Raw genomic sequence first — 26,297 nt, forward strand, 5'->3', positions numbered from 1 at the left:
CAGTAGGGTGGCCCGGCAAGGACCACAGCGTGGGGTCGATTATTCGGTCACGCCCCCGAAATGTTCGCTGGATAAGCCGCGCGTTTGGCCATCAATTCAGGGGGATGAACCGCGGCGCGATGGCTAGGATACGCAGCATACCGCCATTCCCACGGACACCGCCATGGACCTTCGCATCTCAAGCTCTACCACCCCGCTCACGGGTGCCGGCCTGGCGCGCCGTGCTGCAGCGCCGCAAAACGACGCCAATGAAGTGGGATTCTCGGGCGCGCTCAAAGGCGCGCTGCAGTCCGTGAGCGCCGCGCAGAACCGCTCCACCAACCTGCAAAACGAAGTACAGATGGAAAACCCTTCTGTGAGCCTGGAAGAAACCATGGTGGCCATCCAGAAGGCCCAGATCGGGTTTCAGGCCACGCTGCACGTGCGCAACCGCATGGTGCAGGCCTATACCGACATCATGAACATGCAGGTGTAGGGGTAATGCCACCAGCCTGAGCGGCGCCGCCCCATCTGCCCCTTCTACGGCCTGTCACTCCAGTCGACGCCAGGGCGCTTTTACTCCTGATTTTGTAGCTACTCGCGCTTTATGGATAAGCGCTAGAGGCATTTTTGATCATAAAAAAACCGACCCCATGGGTCGGCTTTTTTTGCGTGCCTGGTCCCGCCCTCAGTGCACCATCTGCGGCTGGCCATCGAACATGTGCTCAAACTGCGCCAGCCAGGGCTCGGCCAGGCAACGGATCTGGGCATCGTTGCGCAGAATGCGCTGCATGATGCGGGTCTTCTCGCGTTTGTGCTCGGGCAGCAACTCGTGCTCTTGCGACTTGAAACGCAACTGCTCGATCAGCACCGCGCAGGCGCCTTCGTAGCGCACCACACCATCCCAGTCTTTCAGGCGTGCAGCCTCCAGCATTTTCGAGCTGCTGTCTTCAATGGCTTTGTAGTAGTCAATCAACATGTGGGACATGGTTATGCCTCCACCAGCACAGGCTGGCCAGTGGTGGCTGGCACAGCGGCAGATGCCGCAGCGCCGTTTTTCTTGATTTCATTCCAGCCCTGTGCCACGGGCTCAATCAATCGCATGACTTCCTGCATCATGGCGTCATCGTTGCGGGCGTTGGCCAGAATCAGGCGACGCATGCAGTAGTCGTACAGGGCGCCCAGGTTTTGGGCCAGCTCGCCGCCATCCACCTTGTCCAGCGAAGTGCTTAAACCCTCTTCCAGGATTCGAATGGCCTTGGAAATGGCGTTGACCTTGCCCAACACGTCGCCACGTGCCATGGCGCCGCGGGCTGTGGCGATGGAATTGAGCACACCCTCATACAACAGATTCACCAGCTGGTGCTGGTCAATCGTGTGCATGCTGGTTTCAACATTGATGCGCTGGTAAGCGTTGGCTGCACGGGGGCTGTAGGCGCTGAACATGCTGACAATCCTTCCGAGGTATTACTTAAGTTATCGGCTGGCGCCAGAAAAACTGAAGCCCTTATCCACCCGTCGATTTGTTCCACGCAGACACCTGCTGCGAAATATAGGCATTCAGTCCGTTCAAGCTACTCAACTGCGTATCCAGAGCGTTGTACCGTCTGGTGATCCGCTTTTCAAAGGCATCCACCTTCTCGTTGACCCGCATCTGGTCCTGGCTGTTGCGTTTCAGACTCAGCTGCAAGGAATCGTCCTTGGACTTGAAGAATCCATCATTCGACAGAAGGTTGGTGGCAAGCGCCTTGATCTTGACTGCGACCCCGTCTGCGGCACCTCCGCCGGTACTGCGAAAGAAGTTCTTCACATCTTCTGGGTTTTCGGTGAGCGCCTTGTTCAGCTTTGCACTGTCGACTGCCAGATCGCCGCCCCGCTGCTGGGTGATCCCAAGATCCACCAAGCGCTGAAATGGCCCCCCGGAGGAGGTAACCGACTGGATCGCGTTGCGCAGAGAGTTCTGAAGGGCCACAGTCGTGGAGTCACCTTGAAACAGACCGGCAGAGTTCGTTTTGGGGTCGAACTTCGTGGCCTCTTGCAACAGTTGGTTGATGTCGTTGTAAGCCTTCACAAACGCATCGATATTGGCCTTGATAGCCGAATCGTCTTTGCTGACAGTGATATCCACAGCCGCAGTCGTAACCTGCTCGGCCTTGAAGGTAACGCCCGAAATCGTGGAGGCAAACGTGTTGGTGGCAGACGTGACGGCAATGCCATTGACGGTTGCCTTGGCGTTGGCCGCCACCTGGGTCATGGTGCTACCAGCTACCAAACGCGACAAACCTGAAGCATCTGTGTTACCAGGACTGGTGATATCTGTATCACCGCCTTCCATGACACTGAGACGAAAGCCAAACTCCTCGCCGGTGGATTTGCTGCGCAGCAACAGGCGCTCTCCGGAGGCATCCGACAAGATCGAAGCAGTCACCCCGGCATTGGCGCCGTTGATTTTGCTGGCCACATCCGACAGCTTGTCAGTGGCGGTGATGGCAATGTCCACGGGCTGGCCGCTGCTGGGGGTGAACGAAGCGGGTGCCACACTCCACTTGCCCAGCTCAAGGCGCAGTGTGCCTGCGCCCAGTGCACCACCTACCGGTAGCAGCGCCGCAGAGGCTGTTGCCTGGGCCTTGGCCAAGCCCTGCACCTCCACACTGAAAGTGGTGGGCAACGTGCCCCCAATAGCGGTGGCCGATACAAACTTAGAGTCTGAAGACGTAGTTGAAACGCCGTTCCAGCCCGTCAGGCTGGCCAGTTTTCCAGCAGCGTCTGAGAAGGCGGAGACCAGCGACTTGATCTGACCAAAGGCAGAAATTTTGGTGCTAACCGTGGCAGCCTGGAGTTTCAGTGTGTCCAGGGGCTTTTTTTCCAGAGCGACCAGCTGGGTGATGATGCTTTTGACATCAAGCCCGTTTGTGCCTACGCCTGGGGATGAAATGGTTGCCATACAAACCTCCTGAACTGGTTCAACGGAAATTATGGCGCCGAATGGCGTCAACGAACATCCGTAACACGCCAGGAAAACCTGTCTTATCCAGCGGTCCTGGCGCCCGCCTTCCAAAAAGCCAAATGGCGGCGACAGAAATCTGCCGCCGCCTGAGGTTCGCCAGGGCGCTGCAACGCCCTGGCTGCCATGCCCGCCGCTTAACGCAGCAGGGCCAACACACCTTGGGGCAGCTGGTTGGCCTGGGCCACCATTGCCGTACCGGCCTGTTGCAGGATCTGCGAGCGCGAAAGGTTGGCGGTTTCTGCAGCGAAATCAGCATCCAAGATGCGGCTGCGCGAAGCAGCAAGGTTTTCAGAGGTCACTTGCAAATTGGCAATCGACGTTTCGAAGCGCGACTGTAGGGCGCCAAGCTTGGCGCGCTCGCTGCTCACATACGAAAGCGCCGAATCCACGGTCTTGAGCGCCTCTGTAGCTTTCTTGAAGGTGGTGACGTCCAGGTCGGAGACCTTCTGCAGCGACGAGCCCGCATCCGTGAACGCGTTGGAAGTGGTCACGTCCGTCGAGAAGGACTTTGCCGAATCCAGTACCACATAACCGCTGGTGAGCGAGTTATTGGCGACGGTGTCGGCTGCCAGGACGACATCACCCGCTACAGCGGTGCCGTCGGCCTGAAGCTTGGTGACCGTCACAGCGCCAGCGTTTTGGACTGCGGTATCTGCCACACGGATGTCATTGCCGGTCGCGTTCGTCAGCTCGATCGCGGTTCCTGCGGCATTCACCGTAGCCGTCACGCCGGTCTTCGACGACTGCTCGTTGATCGCCGAGACCGCAGCAGTAAGCCCCTCGGAAGTATTGGACGCCGAAAGCGTGAACGACACGTTCAGGTCAGCACTGTTGTCCGAGCGCAGTGCCAGGGTATAAGAGCCAGCAGCGCCGAAGCTCACTTGCGCAGTCGTGCGCGCGGTGGCGCTCACCCCGGTGTCTGCCTGGACGGCATTAATGTTGCCGGCGATGGTCTTGGCCGTAGCGTTGTCCGCGATGTTCACCGTCTTGCTGCCGAGGGAGCCGTTGATAGCCACCGTGCCCGACGTCGTGCTGTTGGCACCCCACGCCGCGCCCGAGGCGGCACCGCCCGCACCGTTGACTGACGTATTCTGGTTGTTACCGTACGTGGTGGTGCGCATGTTCGCAGTAGCAGCCGTGATGGTCTGGTTGGCATTGGCGCCGACCTGGAACTGCTGGGTGCCGAAGCTGCCGTCCAGCAGCTTGGAGCCGTTGAATTCGGTGGTCTGCGAAATGCGGTCCAGTTCGGATACGAGTTGCGAGACTTCCTGCTGCAGGGCTTGGCGGTCGCTGGCGCTGTTGGAGGCGTTGGCCGATTGCACCGCCAGCTCACGCACGCGCTGCAAGATGTCGCCGGACGCCTTCATTGCACCTTCTGCCGTCTGGGCCAGCGAAATTCCATCGTTGGCATTGCGCACAGCTTGGTTCATGCCACGGATCTGGCCCGTGAAACGTTCAGAGATGGCCAGGCCTGCCGCGTCGTCCTTGGCGCTGTTGATGCGCAGCCCCGAAGACAGGCGCTGGATGGATGTATTGAGCGAAGACTGGCTGGTGCCGAGGTTGCGCTGGGCGGTAAGCGATGCGACGTTGGTATTGATGGTGGAAGCCATTGCAAATCTCCTGAAAGAACTGACTGAATATGGCGTTGCCGCCAGCCGGGGCGCCAGCACCACGCTGGCCTCCTGGGTTCGCCGGTGCCTTCAAGCAACCTGGTGAACGGCGGGCCACTGAGGGACCGTTGCAATTGTTTTCGGACCACATCCGGAAAACTTGAGGGGCAAACGCACAAGTTGCGCGACTTTTTTGCCGCTTATCTCCCCTACACCAGAAATCGGCGTCTCCACAATCCAACCATCGTTCCCCCATTGACAGCCGGACGGGTGCGCTTGAACCGGCAAACAGATCCGTCTCGCGACGTTAAGGAGTTTCGCCATGGCCGCAACTATCAACACCAATGTCAGTTCGCTCACCGCGCAGCGCAACCTCGGCACCAGCCAGTCTTCGCTCAATACATCCATCCAGCGCCTGTCTTCGGGCCTGCGCATCAACAGCGCCAAGGACGACGCGGCAGGCCTGGCCATCTCCGAGCGATTTACCAGCCAGATCCGCGGCCTGAACCAGGCGGCCCGCAATGCCAACGACGGGATCTCCCTGGCCCAGGTGACGGAAGGCGCCATGAAGTCCGCCGGCGACATCCTGCAGCGCGTGCGTGAGCTGGCGGTGCAATCGGCCAACGCCTCCAACAGCGCCAGCGACCGCCAAGCCTTGCAGCAGGAGGTCGGCCAATTGGTGGCAGAGCTTGACCGGATTTCGCAAACCACCGAGTTCAACGGCCAGAAATTGCTGGATGGCACCTTTGGTACTGCTCAGTTCCAAGTGGGCGCCAATGCCAACCAGACCATCATCGCCGCCACTGCCAACTTGCGCACCAATACCTACGGCAACAACCAGAACACCTCGGCCAACGGCGCGGGCGCTCCGACCTCGGGCGCGGCCTGGGGCGCCAACAGCACCACCTCTGGAAGCGTGGTCATCAATGGCTCACGGGGTTCGGCCACGGTGAACATTGCGGCAAACCAGACAGCCAAGACCATTGCCGACAATATCAACCTGGTGGGCGCCACCACCGGCGTGAATGCCACTGCCCGTACTGAGACGGAAGTAGCATTTGTTGCCGCCGGGTCGTACACCCTGGCGTTGCGCTCCGACAACGGTGCAGACCAGACCGTGTCTTTCACACTGTCGGCCGCTACTGGCGCCGATGGACTCTCGGCGGGTATTGCCTCCATCAACGAACAGTCCTCCAAGACCGGCGTGACCGCTTCGCTCAACGCGGCGGGCACGGCGATTGTGCTGACCAACGCCACAGGCAACGACATCCGGGTGGGCGACACGACGGTGACCAACGCCGGCGACGTTTCTGTGACCAAGCTGCAGGCCGACGGCACCGCCGTGACTGGCACCGTTACCCTGACGGCAGACACCACTGCCGACAACTCTCTGACCAGCGGCTACGTGGTGCTGGACTCCGACAAGTCCTTCTCCACGGATGTGACCACCTCCAACGCGTTTACGGACGCCGGCTCCTCGCTGCAAAAAGTCTCCGACCTGGACGTGACTACCTTCAAGAAGGCGACCGAAGCGCTCAAGACCGTGGACTCTGCCCTGTCTTTTGTCAGCAGCGAGCGCGCCAAGCTCGGTGCACTTCAATCACGCTTCGAAACCAGCATTGCGGCTCTGAACATCACCTCCGAGAATCTGTCGGCCTCGCGTTCGCGCATCCTGGATGCCGACTTCGCAGCCGAGACGGCCAACCTGTCGCGCGCGCAGATCCTGCAACAAGCCGGCACGGCAATGGTGGCCCAGGCCAACCAGATTCCGCAGGGCGTGCTAGCACTCCTGAACGGCTAAGCCGCGCGGCGGCCGGCGCGGATACCGCACAATAGACGGCTTCACAGGCCAGCCCAGCTTATTCCGGCAGTGCGCGCCCGCCAGTAGAACACCGACCATGCCGCTCACCGTCGCCATCGTTCAGTCGAACTACATTCCTTGGAAGGGGTATTTCGACCTCATGCGCGCGGTAGACATCTTCGTTCTCTACGACGACGTGCAATACACCAAGCGCGACTGGCGCAACCGCAACCGCATCAAGACCTCCCAGGGCGTGCAATGGCTGACCCTGCCCGTGCGAGTCAAGAGCCGCTATCTGCAGCAGATCCGCGAGGTGGAAATTGCAGAGCCGCTCTGGCATGAGCGGCACTGGGCCAGCTTGCATGCAAACTACCGCGCGGCGGCGCACTACGACACCGTGGGCCCGCCGCTCGCAGAGCTGTATGCCCGCTGCGCTGGCCTTACGCACTTGTCTCAGGTCAACGCCTTGCTGCTGCGCGGCATGGCCGACCTGCTGGGTGTGCATACTCCGTTGGTGAACTCATCCACCCTGGGCCGCTGCCCGGGCCGCACGGAAAATCTGGTGCACCTGTGCCAGGCCCTGGGGGCGACCACGTATCTCACCGGCCCCGCTGCACGAAGCTACCTGGACCAGCACCTTTTTGAAGAGGCCGGTATCGCGGTGCAAGAGTTTGACTACACAGGCTACCCCCCGTATCCCCAGCTCCACGGCCCGTTCGATCACCACGTGAGCGCGGTGGATCTGCTGATGAACACTGGCGCCCAGGCAGTACGCTACCTGGATCGACCAGCGCCCGCAGCCCCATGAACAGTCCCATCGCCGCTACCCGCACTTATTACGAGGACAAGTTCCGCGCCCACGGCCCCGTTCCGAACGGCGTCGATTGGGGCCACGCGCGCGCCCAGGCATTGCGCTTTGAACAACTGTGCAAACTCCTGCCTCAGAGCCGCGCCCGTGCATCGCCCCCCTCGCTGAACGACTTGGGTTGCGGGTACGGGGCCCTGCTGGACCACCTGGGTGCTGCGGGTGAGCTGGTCGACTACCTGGGCATCGACCTGGTGCCGGACATGGTGGACGCGGCCAGGCAGCGCCATGGCGCGCAGGGCGCGTTCGCTGTAGGCAGCGGATGCCCCCGCGTGGCGGACTACGCGGTCGCCAGCGGCCTCTTCAACGTGCGCGGCCAGGTGCCCGAGGCGGCGTGGCAGGAATTCATCCTCGGTGTGCTGGACGACCTGAACACGCACAGCCGGCTGGGCTTTGCCTTCAATGCGCTGACCCGGTATTCAGATCCCGACCGCATGCGGCCCGACCTGTACTACGCCGATCCGCTGTGGCTCTTTGACTGGTGCAAACGGAAATACGCCCGGAATGTCGCGCTTTTGCATGACTATGATCTTTATGATTTCACGATCATCGTGCGCAAGGATGCGGCTTTTTCCGAGCCCGCAGATTGAGAAGGAAACGCATGAAAGTCTGCGACATCGATCGCAACCTGATGTACTCGGTGCTGCAGCATGGTTTCCGCGCCCTGCAGGTACAGCCCCATGTGGTGGAGTTGGGGGTGTGCAAGGGCGACAACGCCCAGCAGTTGCTGCAGCGCCTGAACCCCGCGCAGTTGGTGCTGGTGGACAGCTGGAGCACGGCGTCGAACCGCGACTATTGTCCCTTCGACCCCCTGCCCTCCTGGATCGACCCGCCTGAGGCCTACGACTTTTATTTTGGTGGCCCCACCTGGGAGCAAGCTACCTGGGACCGGCTGCACGATGGGTGCCAGCAGCGTTTTGCCGCAGAACCCCGCGTGTCCATCGTGCGCTCGCCCACGGCAGATGCCCTGCCCGCCGTACGCCAGCTCAACCAGGGTGCGCCCTACGACCTGATTTACGTCGATGCCAGCCACCAATATGAATATGTGCTGCGCGACCTGATGCTTTACCAGGAGCTGGTGGGCGCCAACGGCGCTTTCATGCTCAATGACTGCTGCTTCAGCGACGCTGGCCTGCGCCAGAACCTCGGCGTGCTGGAGGCGGTGGGAAACTTTCTCAAGCGCAGCGATTTCACACCCGTGGCCATCACCAGCACCGATTGGTCCGACGTCATCCTCGCGCGCAAAGGCAGCCTGCTGGAGCAGGCACTGCACTGGAGCCTGGTGAATTCCGACGTCGCGTTTGTCGATATTCCCGCCCAGCTGCTGCCCGCCGCCCGTCTGGTGCACGGCGACCAGCGCGCCCACCTGAGCTTTGTCTGAGCCTTCGCCCGCTATGCCCTCTCCCACCTCCACTGCCAGCCACGCGACCCACGAGTCGTCGGCGCTCACATACTCCAACAGCGACAGCCTGGCGGCGCGCGAGCAACTCTTCGGCATGCTGCAAGACTACCGCGCCACGCCCGAGGAAAAAGAGCGCTCGCTCGGCCTGTTCCTGCGCGGATCGCTGCTGGCGCGCATCCTCGCCATCGATGGGATCTACCGGCAGATCGTGGACATTCCGGGCTGCATTCTGGACATAGGCACCTGGCGCGGGCAGACCGCCGTGCTGTGCGAGAACCTGCGCGCCATCCACGAGCCCCTGCACTTCACGCGGCGCATCGTGTGCTTCGACACCTTTGAGGGCTATGCCGGCTTCTCCGACTCCGACCGAGCCAGCACCACCCATACGGAGGGCACCTACGCCGTGGGCGGGGACTATGCCCAATACCTGACCGAGTTGCTGACGGTGCACGAGCGCTGCAATGCCATGGGGCAGAACCATGGCAAGCACCGCGTGATCGCTGGCGACTGCCGGCAGACCCTGCCGGACTTCTTTGCCCAGCATCCCAACGAGTTCGTGGCCCTGGCGTTCTTCGACGTGAACGCGTACGACCCCACCCGCCAGGGCCTCGCACAGGTTTGGGACCGCCTGGTGCCCGGCGGCATCGTCGCCTTCTGGCAGCTGACGCGCGATGCCATCGTGGCCGAAGGGCGCGCGTATGCCGAGCAGTTCCTGCACGGGCGAGCCCACACGCTGCATCGCGCCGCCACCTACCCTGGCCTGTGCTACGCACGCAAGGCCTGAGCCACGCCCCATGCACACCGTCGTCCTCGGCAATGGCATCGTCGCGCTGAGCACCGCCTTCCGGCTGGTGCAGCGCTGGACCGCACAATCCACCGACACGCTGACCATCGTGGGCCGCTTCGCAAGGCCTGGCTCCGCCACGCTGGCCGCCGCGGCCATGTTCAATTCCTTTGCCGAAATCGAGGCCGGATCGCTGGACCACCCCCTGGACCTGTACCGCTTCGAACTCAGCCACCTCGCTACACAGATGTGGCCGGATTTCGAGCGCGCTCTGATCGCGGCTGCTGGCGAGGCCCTGCCGGCCGGCTGCCAGGGTTGCCAGGGCTTCAACTGCGGTGGATGCATCACCAGCGGCACCTATGTGGTCAACAACAACGCCGCCGACGACCTGGACGACGAGAACTTCGACGCCATCGTGCAGGCGCTGCGCGACTTCAACGAACCGCACTCGCTGGTGTCGCCGCGCGACATCCCCAACTACGCACCCGAACAGCGCCAGCGTGCCACCCGGGCGGTGTACATCCCTGGCGAAGGCTGGGCCAATCCCCGCCTCATGCTGGAGAAAATCGACGCCATTCTGCGGCGCGATGCACGGGTGCGCTTCCTGGATACCAGCGTCGACCGGCTGGAGGCCAGCGCCCCGGGTGCGGCCATCGCGGCCGCCGTGCTGGCCGACGGTACGCGCGTGGAAGGCGACCGGTTCCTGCTGGCCACCGGCGCCAGCGCCACGGATGTGCTTGCGCGCAGCCAGCTGGGCCTGCCCGTGCAGCGCATCTTCTATGGTGTGGGGGTGTCGCTGGAACTGGACAGCCCCGAGCACCCGCACACGCACTGCATCCGAACGCCCAACCGGGGCCTGGCCTGCGGCGTGTACAGCGTGCCCTACTACACCGGCCCCGAGGTTCCCCGCGGGTCGCGCATCCTCGTCGGCGCCAGCAACTTCACCTCGCCCACGCCCGTGCACCACGGTCGTGTCGGCAGCGTGGAAGCCCTGCTCAAGGCGAGCATGGAGCAGATCAACCGCAATTTCTATCGCGCCGGCCTGGTCCGCGTGAACGTGGGCTGGCGCCCTACCAGCCAGGACACCTACCCGCTGCTGGGGCGCACATCACTGCCCAACCTGCTGGTCGCCACCGGCACCAAACGCGACGGCTTTCATCTGGCGCCCGTTATTTCGCAGTACATGGCGGCACTGCTGCATGGCGAGGCCGTGGACGAGCGCTTCGCAAGCTTCGCGCCGGAACGCGCTCCCCTGCGCCTGCTCACGCGCGAGCAGGCGGTGGACAAAGCCGTGCGGCACCAGTTGAGCGCCGCGTACCAGCATGGCTTTTCGCCCGCGAAGAGCCGCATGCCCGAACAGGTGGCCCAGATGCTGCGCGACCAGGTAGAGAGGTTGCACGACGAGGTCGGTGCCATAGACTGGGGCATTCCCCCTGAAATGCTGGACATGTACCGCTACGGCCATGCCCGCGCCTGAACCGACATACCTCATGCAGCCACACGACCACGCGCCCATCCCCTTTGGCAAGCCCTTCATCGTCGGCAAGGAGCTGTTCTATATTGCCCAGGCCGTCATGAACGGCTCCATCGCGGGCGACGGCGCTTTCACCCGGCGCTGCCAGGAATGGCTGGAGGAGCACCTCGGCTGCTACAAGGCCTTGCTGACCACTTCGTGCACCACGGCCCTGGAGATGGCGGCCATCCTGGCCGACATCGGCGCGGGCGACGAAGTGGTGATGCCTTCGTTCACGTTTGTGTCCACCGCCAACGCCTTTGTGCTGCGCGGCGGGGTGCCGGTCTTCGTGGACGTCCGGCGCGACACGCTGAACATCGACGAGACACTGATCGAGCAGGCCATCACACCGAGCACCAGGGCCATCGTGGCGGTGCACTACGCGGGCGTTCCGTGCGCCATGGCGGTGATCAAGACCATTTGCCAGCGGCACGGCCTGCTGCTCATCGAGGATGCCGCCCAGGCGATCCTCGCCCACGACGAAGGCACGGCGCTGGGCACCATTGGTGACCTGGGCTGCCTGAGTTTCCACGAAACCAAGAACGTGATCAGCGGCGAGGGCGGCGCGCTGCTCGTCAACAACCCTGCGTTGGCCGAGCGCGCCGAAGTCATCTGGCAAAAGGGCACGAACCGCAAAGCGTTCTACCGCGGCGAGGTGGACAAGTACTCCTGGGTGGACGTGGGCTCGTCTTTCCTGCCCAACGAGCTGACGGCGGCCTTCCTGTATGCCCAGCTGGAACACGCCAAGCGCATCAACGCCCACCGGCGCGCGTTGTACGAAAAATATGTGCAGCTGCTGCGCCCGCTCGAAGAAGAGCACCTCGCCATGCTGCCCGCGGCCACATCCCAGCGGGCCAACGGACACATCTTCTACATGCTGTGCCGCTCTGCCGAAGAGCGCGCCGCCCTCATGGCGCATCTGCGCGCGCACCAGATCCATGCGGTCTTCCACTATGTGCCATTGCACGACGCGCCCGCAGGCCGCCGCTTCGGTCGCGCGCACGCCGAACTGCCCGTCACGGTGGACATCTCCGCACGGCTGCTGCGCCTGCCCATGTATTCGAGCATGGGCAATGAGGATGTGCGGGTGGTGGCAACGGCCGTGAAGCAGTTCTATGGCCTCCACAAGTAACGCGACCGACCTCCTCCCCGGCTCCGCCCCGGCCGACGGGGCCCAAGCCCACCCTCTGGCAACACGGGTTGCCGCGAACCACGACGCCTTTGCCGCGGCCCTGGACCAGGTGCGCCAGCGCATCGCCGAGGGCGACCTTGAGGCCGCTTTGCAAGCTGCCAGCGACTGCGCCCACGGCGCCTGGATGCGGCACAGCGGCCTGTTCGCTTCGCCCGCCCTGGAGTCGCTGCTGGCGCAGGTCGGGCAGGCGTTACCGGCGAGCGAACACGCACCGCCGCCAGGGGCAACCGCCACGCCACGCCGCGTGTTGACCGTGCTCACCAGCGTGCACGCCGTGGGCGGCCACAGCCGCATTGCCTGGCGCTGGATTGGCATCGACACGGGTTCGCAGCATACGCTGGTGCTCACGCAGCAGGAAGGCCGCCCGCTGCCCGAACCGCTGCAGGCGCTGGCGCAGGCCGGACGGGTGCGCATCGTGCAACTCGACGCTCCCTCCTGGCTGGGGCGGGCCGTGGCGCTGCGGGATCTGGTGACCCAGGCAGACCAGGTGGTGTTGCTCACCCACCCGCACGACGTGCTGCCCTGCACCGCTGTGCCCGCCGTGCGCAACGCACCACCGGTGCTGGCCATGGACCATGCCTCGCACGTGTTCTGGCTGGGTGTGGGCATTTCCACACTAGCCATCAACACGGCCACCATGGTGCTGGAGCACCGCCGGGGCATTGCGCGCGCGCACATCGGCTGGGCCTTGCTGCCCATGGACTTCTCGCGGCTCGAACACCCCTCAGGGCTCGACGTTCGCGCGGCCTTCGGCATTCCGGCCGAGGCGCCGCTGCTGCTGTCGGCGGGCTCCCCGTTCAAATACTGGCCCATTGAGGGCACCGATCTGGCGGCACTGCTCACGCCCGTGCTGGAACAACACCCCGACGCCCATCTGCTGGTAGTGGGGGTGGCCGAAGCACCCTTCTGGCAGTCCTTCCTGCAACACTTTGCCGGGCGCGTGCACCTGTCGGGCTACTTGCCGGAGTCCGACCTGGCCGCCTGCTACCACGCCTGCGACGTATATGTAGACTCGGTCCCGCTGTCTTCGCCCACCACCGTGCTGGAGGCCGCAGCGCTGGGCAAGCCCATCGTCCGCTATGCACCCGCCGATTGGCGCGGCACGGGCTTCTCGCTGGAGTTCGACTGCATTCCGGCGGATTTCTACCTCTGGTCCACACCCGAGGCCTACGCGGCAGACATCCACCGCCTGCTAAGCGACGCCGAACTGCGCAGCTGGCGCGGCAGTTTCGGCCGCGCCGCCGTGCGGCTGTATTACTCCGACGACACCTTCCGCCACAGCATCGAAGCACTGTACGCCAAGGCGGCCACTTTGCCGCGCATCGCCCCCGACGCGCAGGCTACTGCGGCACGCTGCGAGCGCATCGACACCCTGCTGGTGCAGCTGGCCGACAACATGGCGGCACAGCAGGCGCTCGAGGCCGCCCGCCCGCGGCCCAGCCAGCGCCCCCGCGTGCTGGCCTTCCACTTGCCGCAGTTCCACGCCATTCCCGAGAACGACGCCTGGTGGGGCGCCGGCTTCACCGAATGGGACAACGTGCGCGCCGGGCAACCATTGTTTGACGGCCATGCCCAGCCCTTTGTGCCCACGGAACTCGGCTACTACGACCTGTCCTCGGTCGATGTGCTGGCGGCCCAGGCGCGCCTGGCACGCGAGCACGGCCTGCATGGGTTCTGTTTCCACTACTACTGGTTCGACGGCCGCCGCCTGCTGGAAAAGCCAGTGGACCAGCTGCTGGCCCACCCCGAGATCGACCTCCCCTTCTGCCTGTGCTGGGCCAACGAGAACTGGACGCGCCGCTGGGACGGCGGGGAGCACGACGTTCTCATGCAGCAGTCCTACGCCCCTGGCCTGCACGGGCGCTTCGCCAGCGATTTGGCGCGCTACTTCGCCGATCCCCGCTATGTCCGCATCGGCGGCCGGCCGGTGCTGCTGGTCTACCGCACGGACGTGATTCCCGATCTGGCCGAAACCACCGCCGCCTGGCGCGACGCCTGGCGCGAGCTGGGCGTGGGCGAGGTGTACCTGGTGGCGGTGGAGAGCTTTGTGCCCATCGACCCCACGGAGCACGGTTTTGACGCAGCCGCAGAGTTTCCACCGCACCAGGTCCATGCCGCCACCCTGCCGCCCAACAGCCCGCCCAATCTGCTGGCCGACCCGGATGCCCGCGTGGGCGACTACGGCAAACTGGCCCACACCTGGCTGACGCGGCCGCGCCCGAACTACAAGCGCTTCCATGGCCTGCTGCCGGGCTGGGACAACAGCGCCCGCCGCCGGCGCGGCGGTGCCACCCTGTTTGTGGGGGCAAATCCAGACGCTTATGAAGACTGGCTGGGCCAGGCCGTAGGCCGCACGCTGGACGAGTTTGAGGGCGATGAGCGCCTGGTCTTCGTGAACGCCTGGAACGAGTGGGGCGAGGGCTGCACCCTGGAGCCCGACGCCCGCTGGGGCCGCGCCTACCTGGAGGCGACCCGCCGCGTGCTGCAGCGGCCGGAAAACGAGCTGCGCGCGCTGGCACGGGAGAGCGCACCGCCTTCGGAATACGTGCGCTGGCTGGAAGGCGCCTCTGCGGCATCGGATGATGCGCTGCTGCCCGCCCTAAGGGCTGCAAGCGCCGGCGTGGTGCTGGCCGTGGCGGTGAGCGATAGTGCCGATGGCCCGGCCGGCATGGCCACTACCCGCGCGTCGCTGGCCGCACAACTGCGGCCGGCCAACCGGATTGCGACCCCAACCGCGGGCGAACCGCTGCCTGCACTCCTAGATGGGCTGGAGGGAAGCGACTGGGCGCTGTGCCTGTGCGCTGGCGACACGCTGGCGCACGATGCATTGGCCCAGCTCGCCCGCGCGCTGGCGGCAGCGCCAGACACCGCGCTCATTGCCTACCTGGACCACGATGAGCGCGACGCAGGTGGCCACCTGGGCGCACCCTGCCTGAAGCCCGCCTTCAACCAGGACCTGCTGCTCTCCTGCGCCTACATGGGCCGGGCGCTAGCGGTGCGCACGGGCTGGCTGGCAGAACATCTGGCGCAGGCGCCAGGCGCAACCCGCTTCGGTCTGGCCTTTGCCTATGGACTGGCGCTGGCTGCGTTGCGGGAACGGGGCGCCGCCGCCTTCCTCCCCGTGCCTGTGCCGGCCCTGCACCTCACGACCGCCGAGCCCGCAGTCTTCGCCACCGACAGCGCCACGTGGCAGGCCATGGCCCAGCAACTGGCCGAACATGCCGCGCAGGCAGAGCCCGGCAGCCAGGTGCTCGAAGGCCCGCTGCCCGGCAGTTTCCACCTGCTGCCGCCGCTGCCCCGCACGCCGCTGGTGAGCATCATCATCCCCACGCGGGACCAGCTGCCCTTTCTCAGCCGCTGCATCGAGTCGCTGCTCGCCAAGACAGCCTACCCCGCGTTCGAGTTGCTGGTGGTGGACAACGACAGCCAGACGGCCGAAGCGCGCGAGTTCCTGGCCGGCCTCGAAGGCGTGATGCCCGACCGCATCCGCGTGCTGCGCGCCCCGGGCCCGTTCAACTTCTCGCGCATGAACAACCTGGCGGCGCGGGAAGCGCGGGGCGAATACCTGCTGCTGCTCAACAACGATACGGCCGCGCTCCAGGCCGACTGGCTCACGCACCTGGTACGCCAGGGACTGCGGCCAGGCGTGGGCGCCGTGGGCGCGCGGCTGCTGTTCCCGGATGGGCGCGTGCAGCACGCTGGGGTGGTGCTGGGCCTGTGCGGCCCGGCGGACCACCCCCTTTTGGGGCTGCCCGGGGACCAGCCGGGCTACCAGGGGCGCGCCCAGCTCACGCAGGACTTCTCGGCCGTCACTGCAGCCTGCCTGCTGGTGTCCCGGGCCGTGTACGACGAAGTGGGCGGGCTGGACGAGGCGCAGTTCGGCGTGAGCTACAACGACGTGGACTTCTGCCTGCGCATTGGCGCCACGGGCCGGCGCATTGTCTGGACGCCCCTGGCCACCCTGCTGCACGAGGGCAGCGCCAGCCAGCGCGCCGCCGTGGAGGGCAAGACCCAGCAGCAAAAGCAGGAGCGCTTTTCTGCCGAGCAGGCGGCCTTCTATGCCCGCTGGCCCGCATGGGTGGCACACGACCCGCACTACAGCCCCCACCTTTCGCTGTCGGAGCGCAATTACGAGATCGAAACCCGCACCGTGCTGCGGCCCGACCCGCTGCAGGGCCTGACGCCGCACCATATCGCCGTCTTCGCGGCCGATGCCACCGGGTGCGGCCAGTACCGCATCCTGCAGCCCTTGGCGGCCATGCGCGATGCCGGCCTGTGCACCGGTGCGCCCTCACCCGAGTTGCTGCCCACCCACCTGCTGCTGCGCACTGGGGCGGATACGCTGGTCTTCCAGCGCCCCTACACCGAAGCCGGCCTGGCCGCCCTTGCAGCCGCCCGTGCCGTACCCGGGGTGCGCACCATCTACGAGGTGGACGACCACATGGCCCAGGTGCCCGTGAAGAGCATCCATCACCAGGACATGCCCAAGGACCTGCGCGGGCGCATTCTCAAGGGCATCGGCCTGTGCGACCGGCTTGTGGTGTCCACCGAACCGCTGGCACAGGCGCTCGGCCCCCACGCCGCAGAGGTGCGCGTGGCCCCCAACCGGCTGCCCCCGCGCATGTGGGGCAGCGCGCCGCCCGTGCGCCCGCCCGTGGACGGCGCCCTGCCCCGCAAGCCGCGCATTGGCTGGGCCGGGGGGGCGGGGCACCTGGGGGACCTGGAGATGGTTGCCGACGTGGTGCGCGAACTGGCCGACGAAGTGGAGTGGGTGTTCTTTGGCATGTGCCCCCCCACGCTGCGCCGCTACGTGAGCACCTACTACGCGGGCGTGCCCACGCTGGAGTACCCACGCCAGCTCATGGCGGTGACCCAAGGATGGGACCTGGCGATTGCCCCCCTGGAGGCCAACGCCTTCAACGAGTGCAAATCCAACCTTCGGCTGCTCGAATACGGCTGGTGCGGCGTGCCCGTAGTCTGCTCCGACGTGCTGCCCTACCAGGACGGCGGCCTGCCCGTGCGGCGTGTGCGGAACCGGTTCAAGGACTGGGTGGCGGCACTGCGCGAGCGGCTGGCCGATTTGCCCGCGGCTCGCCAAGAGGGTGCGGCGCTGCAGCAGCAGGTGGCCGCACACTGGTTGCTGCGCGGTGCTCCGCTCCAGGATTGGTACCGCGCCTGGACAGACTGAAAAGCTCTTTGTGTATGGAATTGCCCGTTTGCCCAAGTATTTCTTGACTGGCAGCTATTACTAGAGGAGCAGCCTCAAAGATGAAGGCACTGAATGATTAGACTGACCACGCCGCCAACGCTCCCTCAGACGGGCCGGAAAAGCTGGTTGTTGGCTGCTAAATGGCGCCATCGACGCCAGAGGGGCTGAAGTACATTTAAGCCATCCTTGCCCGTCGACTGCGGACCGTACCGAGAACCCAGTCTGAACCCACTCCTTTTCAACCATGCTCGTCATCATCGGTTACATCGTCGTCTTCGGGTGCATCTTTGGTGTGTACGTTCTGCACGGCGGCAACATTGCCGTGATCTTGAAGGCGCTGCCCTTCGAGATCGTCACGATTCTGGGCGGTGCGCTGGGCGCGTTTGTGGTCAACAACCAGCCCAAGGTGCTCAAGGCCACCATGGCTGCCATCCCCATGGCGCTCAAGGGCTCCAAGTACACCAAGGCGCGTTACATGGAGCTGATGGCGATGCTCTATGACATCTTGCAAAAGGCCCGCAAAGAAGGGCTGATGGCCATCGAGAAAGATGTGGATACGCCCGCCGAGTCGGAAATCTTCAAGAAATACCCGACAGTGGGCAGCGATCACCACGTGATCGAGTTCCTCACGGACTACCTGCGGATGATGGTGTCGGGCAACCTCAATTCGCACGAAATCGAAGCGCTGATGGACAGCGAAATAGAAACCCATCACCAGGAGGCCCATGCCCCGGTGGCAGCCCTTGCCCGGCTGGCGGGTGCGCTGCCGGCCTTCGGCATCATTGCTGCGGTGCTGGGTGTGGTGAACACCATGGGCTCGGTGGGGCAGCCGCCGTCGGTGCTGGGCGGCATGATCGGCTCGGCGCTGGTGGGGACTTTTCTGGGCATTTTGCTGGCCTACGGGGTGGTGGAGCCCCTGGGCGGGCTGGTGGAGCAAAAGACCGAAGATGCGGCGAAGGAGCTGCAGTGCATCAAATCGACCCTGCTGGCCAGCATGCAGGGCTACAACCCTGCTACCGCCATCGAATTTGGCCGCAAGGTCCTCTTCTCGACAGACCGGCCCTCGTTTATTGAACTGGAAGGGCATGTAAAGGGCAAGAAGTAGCGCCAGCGCAGCTTCCTGCACGGGCCCCACACCATGGCAGAAAAGAAACTCCAGCCGATCATCGTCAAGCGCATCAAGAAGGGCGGGCACAAGCCGCATGGCGGCGCCTGGAAGATTGCCTATGCCGACTTCGTGACGGCGATGATGGCGTTTTTCCTGCTGATGTGGCTGCTCGGCTCCACCGCCAAGGGGGAGCTGCAGGGGATTGCGGCGTATTTCGCATCGCCACTCAAGGTGGCGATGGTGGGCGGCGACGGTGCGGGCAACAGCTCCAGCGTGATTCCGGGCGGGGGCAATGATTTGTCGAAGGTGCACGGCCAGGTGCGGCGCTCAGACCAGGAAGAGGCCCAGCAGCGGCGCATGAGCATCGACGCGGCGCGTGCCGAGCGTGCCAGGGAGGACCTGGCCCGCATCAAGGCGCTGGAGGCCAAGATCGACGCGCTCATCACCGAAAACCCGCGCCTGAACGAATACAAGTCGCAGATCCGCATCGACATCACGCCGGACGGCCTTCAGATCCAGATCATTGATGACCAGAACCGCCCCATGTTCGACAGCGGCAGCGCGCTGGTAAAGCCCTACATGCGCGACATCCTGCGCGAGATTGGCGCCGCCTTGGGCGGGGTGGAAAACCGCATCAGCCTGGCCGGGCACACCGATGCCGTGCCATATGGCAACAGCGACCGGGGCTACAGCAACTGGGAGCTGTCGGCCGACCGGGCCAATGCCTCGCGCCGCGAACTGGTCTCGGCCGGCATGCCAGACGCTAAACTGGGCCGTGTGGTGGGCCTGGCGGCCAGCGATCTGCTGGAGCCAGACAACCCGCGCTCACCCTCCAACCGGCGCATCACCATCACGGTGCTGACCCGCGAGGCGGAAGAACGACTCATGGGCAAGGGGATTCCCGAAATCACATCCACAGAACTTCTGCAAGATTCGCGGGAGAATCCCCCTCCGGGCCGGTAGAAGTTACGACTTGTCACACTCCCCGTCACCCCTGACAATATCCCTAGCCATTTCCGACTGAAAGGGTCCCACGTGACCACAGCCCTTCGTTTTTTGATCGTTGACGACTTCTCCACCATGCGGCGCATTGTGCGCAACCTGCTCAAGGAAAGCGGTTTTGCCGATGCCGACGAGGCCGAAGATGGCGTGGCCGCATTGAACAAGCTGCGCAGCAGCAAGTTCGACTTTGTGGTCACCGACATCAACATGCCCAACATGAACGGGTTTCAGTTGCTCGCCGAAATCAAGAAGGACGACAAGCTCAAGCACCTGCCCGTTCTGATGGTGACTGCCGAAGCCCGCAAGGAAGACATCGTGGCGGCCGCCCAGGGCGGTGCAGCGGGCTACATCGTCAAGCCTTTCACCAAAGCGACCCTGGAAGAGAAGGTGACCTTGATCCTCAAGAAGATGGGGCTATGACGCCATGGATGCCACACCGGACAACAGCCAGACGCCGGCCAACGTACACCACAAGATTGGTCTGCTGACACGCCAGCTGCACGACTCGCTCAACGAGCTGGGCTACGCCGAGAAGCTGCGCGGCTCCATGGGCGAGCTGCCCGATGCGCAAAGCCGCCTGTCGTACATTGCCCGCCTGACGGGCGAAGCGGCCGAGAAGGTGCTCAACCGTGTGGAGCAGGCCAAGGCCCAGCACGACTACATCGCCTCTGAAACGCGCCGGGTGGTCAACGCACTGGTGGCCGACCCGGTGGCCGCCGTGGCCAAGGGCGAGATCTTCAACTTCCTGACCGATGTGGAGCGGGTGACCAAGGAAGCCGATACGCACCTCACCGAAATCATGATGGCGCAGGATTTTCACGATCTCACCGGCCAGGTGATTGCCCGCGTGGTGAACCTGGCGGCCACCATTGAAGACCAGCTGGTGCAGCTGCTCATCCAGACGGCCCCGCCGAACGCGCAGATTCCGGTGGCCGAGGCACCCCGCGCCCAGCACCTGCAGGGCCCGGTGGTGGACCCCGAAAGCACCCCGGACGTGGTGACCGACCAGTCCCAGGTGGACGACCTGCTGGCCAGCCTCGGCTTCTGAGGCTGAGAATATTGGTCAAAATGGGCTCCAGCGCTTATACAGCAAGCGCTGGCAGCTATCATTTTTGAATAATTTGCTTCACATTCCGTAGTGCCTGCCAAGGCGGGCCAAGCGGTGGGTGCCGTCGCCCGCAGCGTGCACCGCGGCGCGGATAAGAAGGGGCCGAGCCCCCCTTATCGCGCTTTAGATTTCCGGGTCGCTCACGACAATGGCATGACACAAGTTGTCACGCCATCATGGAATCCAGCCAAGAAAAAAGCCTTCCCGCGACGGAGCGCAAGCTGCAGAAAACGCGCCAGGACGGCCAGGGAGCGCGCTCACGCGATCTGTCGCACCTGGCGATCCTGGGCGCAGGGGCGGCCTGCCTGCTGGTGCTGGCCCCCGAGCTGATGGCGCGCATGGAATGGGCCATGGGCCAGCAGTTGGCGTTTGACGCCGCCACTGTGATGGCGCCGGGCAGCATGCTCAAGCGCCTGAAGGACATGGTCATGGTCGGGCTGATCGCCAGCGCGGTATTCGCCATTCTTACCAGCACGGCCGCCCTCGTCAGCGCGATCGGGGCGGGCGGCTGGATCTTCAGCCTCAAGCCCATCACACCGCAGTTCAACCGCCTGAACCCCATCTCGGGGTTTGCCAACCTGTTTTCCAAGCAGCAGATGGCCAACGTGGCCAAGATGGTGCTGATGACGGCGATCCTGAGCTATGTCGCCTGGAAGTTCATCGGCAGCAGCATCGAGAGCGTGGCCATGCTGGTGCTGCAACCCTCCCCCATTGCCATCCGCCAGCTGGCGGACTGGCTGACGTCGGGGATGAGCCTGCTGCTGCTGGTGGTGTTTCTGGCAGCCCTGATCGACGTGCCCCTGCAAGCCTACTTCTTCAAGGACCGGCTCAAGATGTCGCACGAGGAAGTCAAGCAGGAGCACAAGGAGTCGGAAGGCAGCCCCCACACCAAGGGCCGCATCCGCCAGAAGCAGCGCGAGATTGCCGACCGCGCCAGCGTGGGTGCCGTGCCCAAGGCCGACTTTGTGGTGATGAACCCCACCCACTATGCGGTGGCGCTCAAGTACGACGAAAAAACCATGAGCGCGCCGCAGGTCATCTCGCGCGGTACCGACCTCGTCGCCATGAAGATCCGCGATGTGGCCAAGGCGCACGACGTGCCCGTGCTGCAGTCGCCCATGCTGGCGCGCGCGCTGTATGCCCACGCCGAGCTCGACCAGGCCATTCCCGCCACGCTGTACACCGCCGTGGCCCAGGTGCTGGCCTATGTGTACCGCCTGAAGGCCGCCCTGCGCGGCGAAGGCCGCATGCCCGACAGCCTGGTGGAGCCTTTTGTGCCGCCTGAGCTCGATCCGTTGAACCGCACTCCTGCACAAGGCGCTGCCGTATGAACACCTCCGTCAAGTCCCTTCAGCAATGGGCGGGCAGCCACTCGGGCGCCTTGCAGGGCCTGTCGGCCCCGCTGCTGGTGGTTGCCATCCTGGCCCTGATGGTGCTGCCCATCCCGCCATGGATGCTCGATGCGTTCTTCACGCTGAACATCGCCGTGGCCCTGATGGTGATGATGGTGGCCGCCTACATGCTGCGGCCGCTGGATTTTGCGGCGTTTCCTTCGGTGCTGCTGCTCACCACGCTGATGCGCCTGTCGCTGAACGTGGCCTCCACGCGCGTGGTGCTGCTCGAAGGCCACCAGGGCCCGGGTGCTGCGGGCGCGGTGATCGAGGCCTTCGGCCACTTCCTGATCGGCGGCAACTTTGCCGTCGGCCTGATCGTGTTTGCCATTCTGGTGGTGATCAACTTTGTGGTGATCACCAAGGGCGCCGAGCGCATTGCCGAGGTGTCGGCCCGCTTCACGCTGGATGCCATGCCGGGCAAGCAGATGGCCGTGGACGCCGACCTGAATGCCGGACTGATTGACGAGAAAGAAGCCAAACGCCGCCGCGCCGAGGTGTCGGAAGAAGCGAACTTCTTCGGCTCGATGGACGGCGCCTCCAAGTTTGTGCGCGGCGATGCGATTGCCGGCATCCTGATCCTGATCATCAACATCGTGGGCGGCTTCGCCATCGGCATGCTGCAGCACGGCCTGTCTGCCGGGCAGGCTGCCGACAGCTACATCCTGCTGGCCATCGGCGATGCGCTGGTGGCGCAGATTCCGGGCCTCCTGATCTCGGTGGCGGCCGCCATGGTGATCTCGCGCGTGGGCAAGGAACACGACATGGGCCGCCAGATCGTGCAGCAGCTTTTCATGTCGCCCCGCGTACTGGGCGTGACGGCGGGCATCCTGATCTTGCTGGGTGTCATTCCGGGCATGCCGCACGTGGTGTTTCTGACCATGGGCAGCCTGCTCGGCTACGTGGCCTGGGTGCTGTACGAACGCCAGAAGGTACCCCCCGAAGTGGAGGCCCCACCTGCCCCCGTGAGCGACGGCGAAGCCACCTGGGACGACCTGCAGCCGGTGGACCTGCTGGGCCTGGAGCTGGGTTACCGCCTGATCAGCCTGGTGGACAAGAGCCGCCAGGGCGACCTGCTCACCCGCATCAAGGGTGTGCGCCGCAAGTTTGCGCAGGAGGTGGGCTTTTTGCCGCCCGCCGTGCATGTGCGCGACAACCTCGAACTGAAGCCCAGCGGCTACCGCATCACGCTGCGTGGCGTGGTGGTAGGTGAAGGCGAGGCCTTCCCCGGCATGTTCCTGGCGATCAACCCCGGCGGCATCAGCACGCCGCTGATTGGCACGCCCACCACCGACCCGGCTTTTGGCCTGCCTGCGCACTGGATCGACGACCGGCAGAAGGAAGCGGCACAAATGGCGGGTTTTACGGTGGTTGATTCCGAAACCGTGATGGCCACCCATTTGTCACACTTGATGCAAGTGCAAGCCGCCAAGCTTCTGAGTCGTACCGAGACCCAGCAACTGGTGGAACACGTGGCCAAGCTGGCCCCCAAGCTCATCGAAGAAGTGGTTCCGAAAATGGTTTCCATCGCAACGTTCCAGAAAGTCCTGCAGCTGCTGCTGGAAGAGTCTGTGCACATCCGCGATATCCGCACCATCATCGAAACGCTGGCCGAGTTTGCCGGTGGCATCAGCGACCCGGTGGAGCTGGCCCGCCGCGTGCGCATTGCGCTGTCGCCCGCCATCGTGCAGCAGATCTACGGCCCCACCCGCGAACTCAACGTGATTGCCATCGAGCCCGGCCTGGAGCGCCTTCTGGTGCAGGCGCTGGGCAATGCGGCCGGCCCTGCGCTCGACCCTGGCGTGGCCGACATCCTCACGCAAAAGGCCGCCGAAGTGGCCTTAAAGCAGGAAGAGATGGGCCTGCCCGCCTGCCTGCTGGTTCCCGACCAGATCCGCAACGCCATCTCCCGCCTGGTGCGCCGCGTGGCGCCCCGGCTGCAGGTGCTTGCGCACAGTGAAATCCCCGAGACCCACACCATCCGTATTGGGCCGATCCTTAAAGGTGCATCAGCATGAACATCAAACGCTTTACCGCCCCCACCTCCCGGGAGGCTCTGGCCAAGGCGCGCATGGCCTTTGGCGACGGCACACTGATCCTGTCCAACCGCCCCACGGCCAACGGCGTCGAGGTGGTGGCCACGGCGGAAGACACCCTGTCGGCACTGGATGGCGGGGCCGCACCGTCCAGCAACCCGCCCCTGCTCGCCCCCAAGCCTGCCCGCACCGCAACGCAGCGCGCCAGCCAGCCCGCCGCCAGCAGCCTGGACCGCAACCCGGTGGAGGAAGACACCGAGCAGCTGGCGATGAGCACGCTGTCGTTCCAGGACTACGTGCGCGAGCGCATGCTGCGCCGCCGCCACGAGGCGCTCAACGGCCCGGCCGAACCACAAACCTTGTCGGAGCGCAGCCGCGACCAGGAGCCCGAGCGCGAACGCATGCCAGCACCCGCCGTGGTGCGCCACAACCCGCTGCGCAGCATCCCCATGGACATTCCACCGGAGCCTCCACGCCGCCGGCAGGAAGCCGCCAGCGCCCACCTGGCCCAGTCGAACAACAACCAGCAAAGCGTGATGAACGAACTCCATGCCATGAAGGAGTTGATCGAAGACCGCTTCAACACGCTGGCCTGGCTGGGCCAGGCGCGCCAGAACCCGATCCAGTCCAACCTCATGCTCAAGATGATCCGCGCGGGCTACTCGCCCTCGCTGGCGCGCGCCGTGCTCGAGCGCATGCCCGAAGACCTGTCGGCCGCCGAATCGGTGCGCTGGCTGATGGAAGTGCTGGAGCGCAACCTCAAGACCGACCAGGCCGAGCCCCCGCTGTATGAGCAGGGTGGCATCTTCGCCATGGTGGGCTCCACCGGCGTGGGCAAGACCACCACCACGGCCAAGCTGGCCGCGCTGTGTGCGCGCATCCATGGCCCCGGCAGCGTGGGCCTGATCACCCTGGACACCTACCGCGTGGGTGCCCACGAACAGCTGCGCAGCTATGGCCGCATGCTGGGCATCGTGGCCCACCTGGCGCATGACCGCGCCGCGCTGCAAGACCTGCTGGGCCTGCTCAGCGGCAAGAAAATGGTGCTGATCGACACCACCGGCGTGGCCCCCCGCGACCCGCGCAAGCGCGACATGCTGGACGTGCTGGACCTGCCCCACGTCAACCGCCTGCTGGTGCTCAACGCGGGCTGCCATGGCGACACGCTGGATGACGTGCTCACCGCATTCAAGACCGAAGGCTCGCAGCAGGCCATCCTGTCCAAGGTGGATGAGGCCGTGAAGCTGGGCCCCGCCATCGACGCACTGATCCGCCACCAGATGGTGCTGCGCGGCGTGACCAACGGCCAGCGCGTGCCGGAAGACTGGGAACGTGCCGACGCGCACAAGCTCATCAGCACCTCGATGCGCGCGCCCGCCAAGTCGGCCTTCGACCCCAAGGCGACCGACCTGAACTTCTTCTTCTCGCATTCGCCCGACAGCGTGGGCGTGAACATGAACATGAACGAGCGGGGGCTGGTCGATGCTTGATATCGGCTTTCACCAGGCGGCCGGCCTGCACAGCTTCACCCCGCAGTCAGAGCTGCGCGTGGTGGCTGTTGCCAGCCAGGACAACGCGGGCACTGGCCTGGAGACGCTCTGGCAGATCTGCGCGAGCCTGCAGCGCCTGGGCTACCCGGTGGTGGTGCTTGACGGCACCGCGCAGGAGACGGACGAGTACCCGGGCCTGCTGCACCTTCTGCAACAGGCGCCGTGGAACGAGGGCGTGAGCCTGAACATGGGGGCCATGGCCTCATCACTGGCGGTGATTCCCGCAGCCAAAGGCCTGCAGCGCATCAGCCGCGAGGCCAGCCGCAACGAGACCGCGCCCCTGCCCAGCCTGCTGCCCTACTTCCGAACCTATGGGTTGATCGTGCTGCACGCGCCTGCTGCCACGCTCGGGCCGCTGCTGACGCACACCGCCACCGTGCCGCTGGTGGTGATGGGCGACGGCTCGGCCGGGGTGCTGAGCAGTTACAAGAGCCTCAAACAGATCGCTGTCCACACCGGGCTGCCCTGCATGGTGGCCGCTTTGCTGCGGGGCAACACGCCCGCAGAGCGGCGCAAGACCCAGCATGCGCTGATGACGCTGCAGGACTGCGCGGAGCGTCACCTGGGCGGCCCCGTGCGCACCACCACCATCGCCACGCAGAACCCCCAGGACGTTCAGCGCCTTGCCTTGCAACTGCTGGAGAATGCGGGCACTATCAGTGAACCGCTGACTGCGCTGACTGCACTGCCTGCCGGCAACTTGACAGGCATGCCTGCGCATTTTGTCCGGAGCCATTGAA

Annotated in this window: 21 protein-coding genes; 17 read left to right on the forward strand and 4 right to left on the reverse strand. The window is 64.7% G+C overall.

What is annotated here, in order from left to right:
* The first annotated feature begins 163 nt into the window (after positions 1-163).
* Complete coding sequence (fliE, locus tag AAFF19_RS20360; protein WP_008904391.1) at positions 164-475, forward strand: flagellar hook-basal body complex protein FliE; 312 nt, start codon at positions 164-166, stop codon at positions 473-475.
* Between the two features lie 192 nt (positions 476-667).
* Here fliE and AAFF19_RS20365 read toward each other — a convergent pair whose 3' ends face one another.
* The 4 genes from AAFF19_RS20365 to AAFF19_RS20380 all read right to left on the reverse strand — a co-directional run bounded on the left by AAFF19_RS20365 (position 668) and on the right by AAFF19_RS20380 (position 4,596).
* Positions 668-967: a flagellar protein FliT gene (locus AAFF19_RS20365; protein WP_008904392.1), complete on the reverse strand. Its 300-nt coding sequence runs from the start codon at positions 965-967 to the stop codon at positions 668-670.
* Between the two features lie 2 nt (positions 968-969).
* The gene (gene fliS, locus AAFF19_RS20370) at positions 970-1,425 is read right to left on the reverse strand and encodes a flagellar export chaperone FliS (RefSeq protein ID WP_008904393.1); all 456 of its coding nucleotides are present in this window, start codon (positions 1,423-1,425) and stop codon (positions 970-972) included.
* Positions 1,426-1,486: 61 nt separating this feature from the next.
* Entirely contained in the window at positions 1,487-2,923 is a 1,437-nt protein-coding gene (gene fliD, locus AAFF19_RS20375; RefSeq protein WP_182120203.1) for a flagellar filament capping protein FliD, read from the reverse strand.
* A gap of 197 nt (positions 2,924-3,120) precedes the next feature.
* Positions 3,121-4,596 (reverse strand): flagellin, encoded by a 1,476-nt coding sequence (locus tag AAFF19_RS20380; RefSeq protein ID WP_008904395.1) that lies wholly within the window; start codon positions 4,594-4,596, stop codon positions 3,121-3,123.
* Positions 4,597-4,918: 322 nt separating this feature from the next.
* On the opposite strand from AAFF19_RS20380, the gene AAFF19_RS20385 reads away from it, so the two are divergent.
* From AAFF19_RS20385 to AAFF19_RS20460, 16 genes are all read left to right on the forward strand, one after another.
* Positions 4,919-6,397: a flagellin gene (locus AAFF19_RS20385; RefSeq protein ID WP_182120202.1), complete on the forward strand. Its 1,479-nt coding sequence runs from the start codon at positions 4,919-4,921 to the stop codon at positions 6,395-6,397.
* A gap of 97 nt (positions 6,398-6,494) precedes the next feature.
* Positions 6,495-7,205 (forward strand): WbqC family protein, encoded by a 711-nt coding sequence (locus AAFF19_RS20390; protein ID WP_008904397.1) that lies wholly within the window; start codon positions 6,495-6,497, stop codon positions 7,203-7,205.
* Complete coding sequence (locus tag AAFF19_RS20395; protein WP_008904398.1) at positions 7,202-7,852, forward strand: class I SAM-dependent methyltransferase; 651 nt, start codon at positions 7,202-7,204, stop codon at positions 7,850-7,852. The genes AAFF19_RS20390 and AAFF19_RS20395 overlap by 4 nt, the downstream gene beginning before the upstream one ends.
* Before the next feature lie 11 nt (positions 7,853-7,863).
* Positions 7,864-8,643, forward strand: coding sequence for a class I SAM-dependent methyltransferase (locus AAFF19_RS20400; RefSeq protein WP_008904399.1), 780 nt, complete (start codon positions 7,864-7,866; stop codon positions 8,641-8,643).
* 13 nt (positions 8,644-8,656) lie between these two features.
* Entirely contained in the window at positions 8,657-9,448 is a 792-nt protein-coding gene (locus AAFF19_RS20405; protein WP_008904400.1) for a TylF/MycF/NovP-related O-methyltransferase, read from the forward strand.
* A 10-nt stretch (positions 9,449-9,458) separates the two neighbouring features.
* Complete coding sequence (locus AAFF19_RS20410; RefSeq protein WP_008904401.1) at positions 9,459-10,925, forward strand: FAD-dependent oxidoreductase; 1,467 nt, start codon at positions 9,459-9,461, stop codon at positions 10,923-10,925.
* A gap of 13 nt (positions 10,926-10,938) precedes the next feature.
* Positions 10,939-12,093, forward strand: coding sequence for a dTDP-4-amino-4,6-dideoxygalactose transaminase (gene rffA / locus AAFF19_RS20415; RefSeq protein ID WP_034693786.1), 1,155 nt, complete (start codon positions 10,939-10,941; stop codon positions 12,091-12,093).
* Complete coding sequence (locus AAFF19_RS20420) at positions 12,077-17,341, forward strand: glycoside hydrolase family 99-like domain-containing protein (RefSeq protein WP_182120201.1); 5,265 nt, start codon at positions 12,077-12,079, stop codon at positions 17,339-17,341. The genes rffA and AAFF19_RS20420 overlap by 17 nt, the downstream gene beginning before the upstream one ends.
* Positions 17,342-17,606: 265 nt before the next feature.
* Positions 17,607-18,467 carry a flagellar motor stator protein MotA gene (gene motA / locus AAFF19_RS20425; RefSeq protein WP_182120200.1) on the forward strand — a complete coding sequence of 287 codons (861 nt, stop codon included), beginning with the start codon at positions 17,607-17,609 and terminating at the stop codon, positions 18,465-18,467.
* Positions 18,468-18,500: 33 nt separating this feature from the next.
* Complete coding sequence (gene motB / locus AAFF19_RS20430) at positions 18,501-19,433, forward strand: flagellar motor protein MotB (protein WP_342720894.1); 933 nt, start codon at positions 18,501-18,503, stop codon at positions 19,431-19,433.
* Positions 19,434-19,505: 72 nt separating this feature from the next.
* The gene (gene cheY / locus AAFF19_RS20435; RefSeq protein ID WP_008904405.1) at positions 19,506-19,892 is read left to right on the forward strand and encodes a chemotaxis response regulator CheY; all 387 of its coding nucleotides are present in this window, start codon (positions 19,506-19,508) and stop codon (positions 19,890-19,892) included.
* 4 nt (positions 19,893-19,896) lie between these two features.
* Positions 19,897-20,520 (forward strand): protein phosphatase CheZ, encoded by a 624-nt coding sequence (locus tag AAFF19_RS20440; protein ID WP_008904406.1) that lies wholly within the window; start codon positions 19,897-19,899, stop codon positions 20,518-20,520.
* A gap of 236 nt (positions 20,521-20,756) precedes the next feature.
* The gene (locus AAFF19_RS20445) at positions 20,757-21,911 is read left to right on the forward strand and encodes an EscU/YscU/HrcU family type III secretion system export apparatus switch protein (protein WP_008904407.1); all 1,155 of its coding nucleotides are present in this window, start codon (positions 20,757-20,759) and stop codon (positions 21,909-21,911) included.
* A complete protein-coding gene (flhA, locus tag AAFF19_RS20450) occupies positions 21,908-23,989 on the forward strand; it encodes a flagellar biosynthesis protein FlhA (protein WP_008904408.1) in 2,082 nt (693 codons plus the stop codon). The genes AAFF19_RS20445 and flhA overlap by 4 nt, the downstream gene beginning before the upstream one ends.
* Positions 23,986-25,497, forward strand: coding sequence for a flagellar biosynthesis protein FlhF (flhF, locus tag AAFF19_RS20455; protein ID WP_342720895.1), 1,512 nt, complete (start codon positions 23,986-23,988; stop codon positions 25,495-25,497). Before flhA ends, flhF begins: the two co-directional genes overlap by 4 nt.
* Positions 25,490-26,296 (forward strand): hypothetical protein, encoded by an 807-nt coding sequence (locus AAFF19_RS20460; RefSeq protein ID WP_342720896.1) that lies wholly within the window; start codon positions 25,490-25,492, stop codon positions 26,294-26,296. The genes flhF and AAFF19_RS20460 overlap by 8 nt, the downstream gene beginning before the upstream one ends.
* Position 26,297 lies beyond the last annotated feature (1 nt).

It is taken from the genome of Acidovorax sp. FHTAMBA (assembly GCF_038958875.1).
GTDB lineage: Bacteria > Pseudomonadota > Gammaproteobacteria > Burkholderiales > Burkholderiaceae_C > Acidovorax.

Excerpts from the sequence above, each read along its gene's own strand:
- fliE (WP_008904391.1), top strand. The coding sequence starts at position 164 with ATGGACCTTCGCATCTCAAGCTCTACCACCCCGCTCACGGGTGCCGGC.
- AAFF19_RS20365 (WP_008904392.1), bottom strand. The coding sequence starts at position 967 with ATGTCCCACATGTTGATTGACTACTACAAAGCCATTGAAGACAGCAGC.
- fliS (WP_008904393.1), bottom strand. The coding sequence starts at position 1,425 with ATGTTCAGCGCCTACAGCCCCCGTGCAGCCAACGCTTACCAGCGCATC.
- fliD (WP_182120203.1), bottom strand. The coding sequence starts at position 2,923 with ATGGCAACCATTTCATCCCCAGGCGTAGGCACAAACGGGCTTGATGTC.
- AAFF19_RS20380 (WP_008904395.1), bottom strand. The coding sequence starts at position 4,596 with ATGGCTTCCACCATCAATACCAACGTCGCATCGCTTACCGCCCAGCGC.
- AAFF19_RS20385 (WP_182120202.1), top strand. The coding sequence starts at position 4,919 with ATGGCCGCAACTATCAACACCAATGTCAGTTCGCTCACCGCGCAGCGC.
- AAFF19_RS20390 (WP_008904397.1), top strand. The coding sequence starts at position 6,495 with ATGCCGCTCACCGTCGCCATCGTTCAGTCGAACTACATTCCTTGGAAG.
- AAFF19_RS20395 (WP_008904398.1), top strand. The coding sequence starts at position 7,202 with ATGAACAGTCCCATCGCCGCTACCCGCACTTATTACGAGGACAAGTTC.
- AAFF19_RS20400 (WP_008904399.1), top strand. The coding sequence starts at position 7,864 with ATGAAAGTCTGCGACATCGATCGCAACCTGATGTACTCGGTGCTGCAG.
- AAFF19_RS20405 (WP_008904400.1), top strand. The coding sequence starts at position 8,657 with ATGCCCTCTCCCACCTCCACTGCCAGCCACGCGACCCACGAGTCGTCG.
- AAFF19_RS20410 (WP_008904401.1), top strand. The coding sequence starts at position 9,459 with ATGCACACCGTCGTCCTCGGCAATGGCATCGTCGCGCTGAGCACCGCC.
- rffA (WP_034693786.1), top strand. The coding sequence starts at position 10,939 with ATGCAGCCACACGACCACGCGCCCATCCCCTTTGGCAAGCCCTTCATC.
- AAFF19_RS20420 (WP_182120201.1), top strand. The coding sequence starts at position 12,077 with ATGGCCTCCACAAGTAACGCGACCGACCTCCTCCCCGGCTCCGCCCCG.
- motA (WP_182120200.1), top strand. The coding sequence starts at position 17,607 with ATGCTCGTCATCATCGGTTACATCGTCGTCTTCGGGTGCATCTTTGGT.
- motB (WP_342720894.1), top strand. The coding sequence starts at position 18,501 with ATGGCAGAAAAGAAACTCCAGCCGATCATCGTCAAGCGCATCAAGAAG.
- AAFF19_RS20440 (WP_008904406.1), top strand. The coding sequence starts at position 19,897 with ATGGATGCCACACCGGACAACAGCCAGACGCCGGCCAACGTACACCAC.
- AAFF19_RS20445 (WP_008904407.1), top strand. The coding sequence starts at position 20,757 with ATGGAATCCAGCCAAGAAAAAAGCCTTCCCGCGACGGAGCGCAAGCTG.
- flhA (WP_008904408.1), top strand. The coding sequence starts at position 21,908 with ATGAACACCTCCGTCAAGTCCCTTCAGCAATGGGCGGGCAGCCACTCG.
- flhF (WP_342720895.1), top strand. The coding sequence starts at position 23,986 with ATGAACATCAAACGCTTTACCGCCCCCACCTCCCGGGAGGCTCTGGCC.
- AAFF19_RS20460 (WP_342720896.1), top strand. The coding sequence starts at position 25,490 with ATGCTTGATATCGGCTTTCACCAGGCGGCCGGCCTGCACAGCTTCACC.